The sequence below is a fragment of the Promineifilum sp. (SeqCode) genome (assembly GCF_041918635.1).
Taxonomy (GTDB): domain Bacteria; phylum Chloroflexota; class Anaerolineae; order Promineifilales; family Promineifilaceae; genus Promineifilum.
Map to the genome: position 1 here is coordinate 1 of NZ_JAYRVJ010000248.1, position 7,531 is coordinate 7,531.

Here is a 7,531-nt window from a genome sequence, read left to right on the forward strand (position 1 = left end):
CCGACGGCGCGCAGGCCGGGGACTTGCTGTTGCCCCTCGTCGGCGATGTCGCCCGTGCCGGTGGCGATGTCGAGCAGCCGGCCGCCGGCCGGCAGGTTGGCCTGGCCGATGACATAGCGCCGCCAGCGTAGGTCCTGGCCGAAGGTCATCAGCCGGTTCATCGTGTCATAGCGCTCGGCAATGCGGGCGAACATGTCCTGCACGTAGTCGGCACGTTGTTGTCCTTCGAGGTGGGCCATAAGAAGTATTATCCGCAGATTTCGCAGATTACGCAGATTTTTCAGAGATGCAACTGCTAGTCTGGTTGATTGTAGGCGGTATGTGGCTAAGAATCCAGGTTGGGCCGGATTGTGTAATTTACGCAGAGTGTGTAAACTACGTAAAGTATGCAATCTGTTCAGAGGTGTTTGTCATGACCATTCTAATCAGTCGAACGGATTTGGCCCGCAATACGCGGAAAGTTATCGAAGATGCGCGCCGTACCGGACCCGTGGTGGTCGGAAGCTATGGTGAACAACAAGCTGCGCTTATGGATATTGTTGATTTTAGGCTGCTGAAAGCAGTTGCAGCCTGGCAGCCTGATCCAGAAGCGCCATTTAGCAATCCAGAAGCTGTTCCCGCCGGCCTCACACTTGAGGAGGTCGAGCGAGAATCGCCCGCGATGGGAAGAGACGTGCAAGTGATGTGGAATCGGATCATGGGCGAGTATTTGGATGGCAATATTAGTTTGGGCCGGGCGGCCGTCTTGTTAAGTATGTCACGCTTTGAGCTTCAAGATCGCCTCAACCGGCTTGACCTGCCGATCCGTTTAGGTCCCCAAACCATAGAAGAGGCACGTCAGGAGTTCGAGGTCTTGAAGGCTCTTAGGCTTAAGTGATGACATTGCTGATCGTGGACACTACGGTCTTGAGCAACTTCGCCCGTATTGATCGTGTTGACTTGCTAGGGCTTGCACTTAGCGGTAGTGGTGCAATGACCGAGATCGTGTACACCGAGCTTCAAGCGGGTGAAATACTAGGACGGTTTCCTGTAAGTGACTGGGGTTGGTTGCCCATTATTCAACTAACAACAGAGGAGACAGCGCTATACGGAAGGCTTACGCTGCAACTCGACAATGGAGAGGCGAGTTGTCTTGCGCTGGCGATCACCAGAGAGGGAGTTCTCGTAACTGATGATCAAGCGGCGAGGCGTTATGCTCTCAGTGCCGGGGTTGCTGTTGTGGGCACGTTAGGCATGTTGCGGATACTGGTGCGCATGGGTCGTTGCACACAATCCGAAGCCGATGAATTGCTGATAGCTATGATCCAACAGGGTTACCGTTCCCCTGTTAGGAGCCTGTCGGAACTAGGCGACTAATCCTCGCGGTCTTTGTCGCTGGCTTCGCCTTCAAGTCCATCGACGTTACCCTCTGCACTGGATGATGTTCCCTCCCCTCCAAACACCTCCCGCGCCTTACTCGTCCCCGTCGGCGGCCCGATGATGCCCTGTTCCTCCAGCGCGTCCATCAGCCGCGCGGCGCGGGTGTAGCCGATGCGGAAGCGGCGCTGGAGCAGCGAGGTGGATGCCTTGTTGAGCGACCGCACCAGGGCGATGGCCTCCGGCAGCAGGTCGTCGTCGGCCCCGCTGCCCTCGTCGCCGCCGTTCTCCATCTCTTGCAGCGCTTCCCAAAGCGGCTGTTGCACGATGTCGTCGGCCGGTCGTTTGCGGTCGTCGGTCGCCGGTCGGTCGTCTGCGATCGGTTGTGGCGCGACAAACGTCGGCTCCCAGGCGGCCATCTCCGGCGGGGCGGTGGGGATGCGCGGGGCGCGGCGCTGCGGCGGGGGCGGCCCGCCAGTTGGCTCCGGCGCGTTCAGGTGTGACACCGGCGGCGGCACGTCCTGGCCCGGCTTGACCGGCCGCGTGCGGGCCGTGGGCGAGATGACGGTCGGCGCGTTGGTATCCACGTTGGCCGGCGCGGGGATGATGACCGGGCGGCTGGTCACGCCGCTGTCGGCCGGGGTGGGGACGCTGCCCGGCGCGGCGATGACCTGCTGGCGGCGCGCCGTCTGCCAATAGCTGATGAGCTTCTGCAACTCGCCGTCGCTGACGAAGCAGCCCTGCAAGCGCACCGGCGCGGCGGCATCGGGACTCTGAAAGAGCATGTCGCCCTGGCCCAGCAGCCGCTCCGCGCCGGTCGCGTCCAGAATAACCCGGCTGTCCGTGCCGCTGGCGACGGCGAAGGCGATGCGCGCCGGGAAGTTGGCCTTGATGAGGCCGGTGACTACGTCCACCGACGGCCGCTGCGTGGCGATGACCATGTGGATGCCCGTCGCCCGCGCCATCTGCGCCAGCCGGGTGATGCTGCGCTCGGTGTCCTCCGGGGCCAGCATCATCAGGTCGGCCAGCTCATCGACGACGATGACGATGTAGGGCAGCTTCTGCTGGTTCTGGTCGCGGCGTACCTTCTTGTTGTACTCGCCGATGTTGCGCGCCCCCAGCGCGGCGAACAGCTTGTAGCGGTTGTCCATCTCCCGCAGCGCCCACTGGAGCGTGCCGATGACGCGGTCCATGTCCACCACCACCGGCGCGGCCAGATGGGGGATGCCGTTGTAGCCGGTCAACTCCACGCGCTTGGGGTCGATCATGACCAGCCGCAGCTCGTCGGGCGTGTTCTGGAGCAGCAGGCAGGCGATCAAGCCGTTGACGCAGACCGACTTGCCGGAGCCGGTCGTGCCGGCGATGAGCAGATGGGGCATGACCGACAGGTCGGCGGCGATGGGCTGGCCGGCCACGTTCTGGCCCAACCCGATGCGCAGCGGCGACTTGAGCCGGCCGTACTCCGCCGACTCCATCACGTCACGCAGCGAGACGAGCGCCTTGGCGCTGTTGGGCACTTCAATGCCCACGTACCCCTTGCCGGGCACGGGGGCCTGGATGCGGATGGAGCGCGCGGCCAGCGCCAGCGCCAGGTCATCGGCCAGGCTGGCGATCTTGCCGACCTTGACCTTGGTGCGCTTGCCGCCGCGCAGGACGACGTAGTTAGGCTCGACGCCGAACTGGGTGATGGTCGGCCCCTGGTTGATCTCCACCACCGTGGCCGGCGCGCCGAAGCTCTCCAGCGTGTGTTCGATGACTTCCACCCGCTCGCGGATGGAGGCGCTGTTCACGTCCACGTCGGTGCCCGATTCGAGCACGTCGGCGACGCGCGGCAGCGTCCAGATGGAGCCGTTGGCCGCGCTGCCCATCACCGGCGCGTTGTCCGCGCCCAGGAAGACGGGCGGCGGGGCGGCCTCCTTGGCTCCCTTCCTGGCCTTCTCGCGCACCGGTTCCTTGGTGGGCTTCAGGGCCACGGCCGGCCCGGCGGGGGGCGTCTCGCCGCGCCCCTTGCGCTCGGGCTTCTCCGGCTCCGGCAGCAGTGGCAACTGGGCCGGCGACGCGGCCGGGCGCTGGCGGCCCGGGTTGATGCGGATGGCGCGATCGGTCGCCGGCTCGGCCCCGGTGGACGGCCGCGGCTCCTGGTTCAGCCAGTCGCCCACGTGCTGGCGCGACAGCCCCGACACCAGCACCGCCCCGGCCGCGCCCAGCACGACCAGGGTGATGATCGCCCCCAGATCGCCCAGCAGCCGCGCCAGCGCGGTGGCGATGAGCGAGCCGACGTACCCGCCCCCCTTGCCGGCCGCGGCCACGGCGTAGAGGTTGCCGAAGCTCTCGTCGCGCTGGTAGACGACCAGCGAGGCGAAGGCCAGGAAGACGACGAACAGGATGGCGACGCCGGTCAGGCGATACCAGGGCAGCGGCGGTTCCTGCTCCATGCCGCGCAGGACGAGGTAAGCGCCAATGCCGCCGACGACCAGGGGAATGGCGAAGCGGCCCAGCCCGAAGGCCAGCCCGGCCAGCCGGGAGAGTAGTTCGGTGAATTGGCCCTGGTTGGGGGAGAGCAGGCTGAGTGTCAGGACGGCGGTCAGGAAGAGGATGACGATGCCGAAGAGCAGGCTGCGCTGGCCGTCGTTCAGCCGCGGCTCGACCTCTTTGGGCTTGGCGGCGCGCTTAGTGGCGGCCGGCTTTTTGGCCGCCGGCTTGCCGCGCGCGGCGCTCTTGCCCTTGCCGGCGGCGCTGACCTTGCGCGTGGAGCCGTTACTCTTCTTGGTAGCCATCGCTCAAATGTTCCTATATGGGGGACATTATAGCAGGCGCAAGGGCCAGGGGCTAGGGGTTAGAGGCCAGGGAAGAACCGCATCATCACCCCTTCCCTGACCCCTATCCCCTACTATTGATATCCCTCTCTCGCCATGCTACACTGTGCGCGCTCAACAACCCAACCTTAACACGTGCAGAGGAGAAGGAACCATGAAACGTCGATCCTGGTGGTTACTGGTGGTGTGGTCGTTGATCCTGGCGCTGGCCCTGGCGGCCTGCGGCGGGGGCGCGGCGGAGCCGCCTGCGGGGGACGCCGGCGAGGTGGCCGAGCCGACAGCGGAGACGGCCGCCGAGGAGCCAACCGCCGCGGCTGAAGAACCGGCCGACGAGGGCGCGGCAGCCGAAGGGGACAACATCATCATCAAGCTGGCCGAGAATCCCTGGTCAGCCTCGATGATCAACGCCAACGTCGCGCGCATCTTGCTAGAAGAAGAGCTTGGCTACCCGGTCGAGATCGTCACCATCGACGAGAACGCCCAGTGGGCGTCGCTGGCGACGGGCGACCTGCACGCCAGCCTGGAGGTGTGGCCGTCGGGTCACGCCGAGAACGTCGCCCAGTACATTGACGATCAGGGTGTGGTCGAGAACGGCGGGCTGCTCGGCCCGGTGGGCAAGATCGGCTGGTACATCCCGTCCTACATGGTTGAGCGCAACCCGGCCCTGGCAACCTGGGAAGGGTTCCAGGACCCGGCCGCCGCGGCCGAATTCGCCACGGCCGAGACGGGCGACCTGGGCCAATTCCTGGCCGGCGACCCCAGCTGGGTGCAGTACGACGCCGACATCATCACGAACCTGGAGCTGCCGCTGCAAGTGGTCAACGCCGGCTCGGAGCAGGCCATCCTGGCCGCGCTCGACGCCGCCTATAGCCGCGAGGAGCCGATCCTCTTCTACTTCTGGACGCCCCATTCCATCCATGCCAAGTATGAGCTGACCGAGGTGGCGCTGCCGGAGCATACCGAGGCGTGCTACGCTGAGGCGGACACGGGCGGCGTGGCCTGCGACTATCCAGGCGACGACCTGTTCAAGATCTTCTGGGCAGGGCTGGCCGAGGCTGCGCCGGACGCCTACACGCTCCTCAAGAACATGAACTACTCTACGGAAGACCAGATTACGATGGTTGCCGCCGTGGAACTGGACGGCAAGACGGCCGACGAAGCCGCCCGCGAGTGGCTGGCGGCCAACGAGGCGACCTGGCGGGCCTGGATGCCGGCAGAGTAAAAGAAGCGCACGCAAAGAGCGCAAAGAAGCAAAGAACGCAAAGAAGAGATAAGCCTTTCTTTGCGTTCTTTGCTTCTTTGCGCTCTTTGCGTGAGCTCTTTTCTCTGTGAATGCGGCGTTACTCTTTTTGCCTTGCCGCCAAGGACGGATGACAATCGGCAGCTTATGAAACGCCTTCTCATCCTGTCCGCGCTCCTCCTCCTGTTGACCGCCTGCCGCGCCGCGCCGGCCGCCGAACCTACGCTTGCGCCCACCGCCATCCCTATCGCGCCCACATCATTGCCCGAATCGACCGCGCCGCCGGCCGCGAACGAGCCGACGGCGACTGCGGGGGCCGCCGCGACGTCCGACTCGTTGGCGTCCCCGCCGGCCCTCTTTGACGTGACCTGGGATGACCGCAGCATCTACGCCGCCGGGCTGGTGGATGCCGGCGGGGATGCCACCGATCCGGGCGTGCTGCCGGGCGCGCCCGTCTACCACATGGCCATCACCATCGACGAGGCGCTCCGGGTGGTCGATGGCCGGCAGACGGTCTTCTATACCAACGCCGAAGACGTGGCGCTGGAGGAAATCTATTTCCACCTGCACCCCAACCTGCTCGACAGCGCCATCGATGTAACCGGCGTGACCGTGAATGGCGCGGCGGCGACAACCGAGGTCGAGGGCGCGAACCGCAGCATCTTGCGCGTGCCGCTGGCCGTGCCGCTGTCGCCGGGCGAAGTGGCCGTCATCGACATGGGCTTTCAGACGCGGGTCGCCACCGACATCGGCCGGAATTATGGCGTTCTGGCTTCCTACGAGGACATCCTGGCCCTGGCCCACTTCTACCCCATGCTCTCCGTCTATGACGACACGGGCTGGAACACAGCCGAAGCCGACATCCAGGGCGACCTGACTTATAGCGACGCCGGCTTCTACCTGGTGCGCGTGTCGGCCCCGGCCGAGACGGTGCTGGTTGCCTCGGGCGTCGAGACAGCGCGGGAGACAGCCGGCGACACGCAGACCGTCACCTACGCTCTCGGCCCGGCGCGCGACTTTTATTTGGCGGCGGGCGACTTCATTGCCGTCAGCGACACCGTTGGCGCGACGACGGTCAACAGCTACGCCCCGGCCGAACTCGAACCGGGCGCGGTGGTGGCGCTGGACGTGGCGGCGGCGGCCCTGGCCGACTTCGACGCGCGCGTGTCGCCCTATCCCTACACCGAACTGGACATCGTCACCACGCCGACCTCAGCCCTGGGTATCGAATATCCCGGCCTCATCGTCGGCACGCTGCGCATGTACGACGTAGACGCCGAAACGCAGGGCGGCGTGCCCTATGCCGCGATCCTGGAATCGACCACGGCCCACGAGGTCGCCCATCAGTGGTTCTATAACGTGGTCGGCAACGATCAGTTGGACGAACCGTGGCTGGATGAGTCGCTCGGTTCCTACACAACCTACCGCTACTACGCGACCCGCTACGGCCAGAACACAGCCGACCAGTTCTTCGAAACCTTCGCCGGCCGCTGGGCGCGGGTGAACAAAGCGGAGATTCCCATCGGATTGCCGGTGGCGGCCTATGAGGGGGACGAGTACAGCGCGATCGTCTATGGCCGCGGGCCGATCTTCGTGCGCGAGTTGGAGGAGACGATGGGGCGGGAGGCGTTCGACGTTTTCCTGCACGACTATGCGGCTCAGCAGCGCTGGGGGATCAGTGTGACAGCTGATTTCCGAACGTTGGCCGAGCAGCAGTGCGGCTGCGACTTAGGCTCGCTCTTCGAGGAGTGGGTCTATGAGTAAAATGACCGTGAACAATTGACCTGAAATCGTAATAGACTTTGTAACAATTGTCTGGTATAGTCTCCAATATATCCCGTAGGATTGACGCGGCGCAAAACACCGAAGCTCATCGTACTCCGCCGCTCGCACCGAAACAACATCATCGTCTCATCGCCGCCTTGCGCTACTACCGGGCTGTCACATCGTCGCCTCATCGAAGGACGCACCATAGCCTACTCGTTGCTGCCTGGATGGCATCGCTGTCCCCCCAGCGTTCGCCGTCTCATCGAACCCTGATCGTTGCCAACGTCGCACAGCATCGTCATCTCATCGCTCGGCCCTGGTAGCATCAACGTGTCATCGCGTATTCACCGAC

General features: G+C 64.6%; 6 protein-coding genes. 4 read left to right on the top strand and 2 right to left on the bottom strand.

The genetic code is table 11. The features are described 5' to 3' along the window. Nucleotides 1-239 (bottom strand): class I SAM-dependent methyltransferase (locus tag ACE3UY_RS08355; RefSeq protein WP_374687084.1); only part of this gene is annotated, 239 nt, incomplete at its 3' end. 173 nt (nt 240-412) lie between these two features. Here ACE3UY_RS08355 and ACE3UY_RS08360 point away from each other — a divergent pair. Both ACE3UY_RS08360 and ACE3UY_RS08365 read left to right on the top strand, forming a co-directional pair. Further along, nucleotides 413-877: a hypothetical protein gene (locus ACE3UY_RS08360; RefSeq protein WP_374687085.1), complete on the top strand. Its 465-nt coding sequence runs from the start codon at nt 413-415 to the stop codon at nt 875-877. Beyond that, nucleotides 877-1,356 (top strand): DUF3368 domain-containing protein, encoded by a 480-nt coding sequence (locus ACE3UY_RS08365; RefSeq protein WP_374687086.1) that lies wholly within the window; start codon nt 877-879, stop codon nt 1,354-1,356. Before ACE3UY_RS08360 ends, ACE3UY_RS08365 begins: the two co-directional genes overlap by 1 nt. Here ACE3UY_RS08365 and ACE3UY_RS08370 read toward each other — a convergent pair. Beyond that, nucleotides 1,353-4,133, bottom strand: a complete 2,781-nt coding sequence (locus ACE3UY_RS08370) for a DNA translocase FtsK 4TM domain-containing protein (RefSeq protein WP_374687087.1) — start codon at nt 4,131-4,133, stop codon at nt 1,353-1,355. The two genes, ACE3UY_RS08365 and ACE3UY_RS08370, sit on opposite strands and share 4 nt — an antisense overlap. A 193-nt stretch (nt 4,134-4,326) precedes the next feature. Here ACE3UY_RS08370 and ACE3UY_RS08375 point away from each other — a divergent pair, with 193 nt between their 5' ends. Together ACE3UY_RS08375 and ACE3UY_RS08380 are read left to right on the top strand one after the other, a co-directional pair. Continuing rightward, the gene (locus ACE3UY_RS08375; protein ID WP_374687088.1) at nt 4,327-5,394 is read left to right on the top strand and encodes an ABC transporter substrate-binding protein; all 1,068 of its coding nucleotides are present in this window, start codon (nt 4,327-4,329) and stop codon (nt 5,392-5,394) included. Between the two features lie 165 nt (nt 5,395-5,559). Further along, a complete protein-coding gene (locus ACE3UY_RS08380; protein ID WP_374687089.1) occupies nt 5,560-7,176 on the top strand; it encodes a M1 family metallopeptidase in 1,617 nt (538 codons plus the stop codon). Nucleotides 7,177-7,531 lie beyond the last annotated feature (355 nt).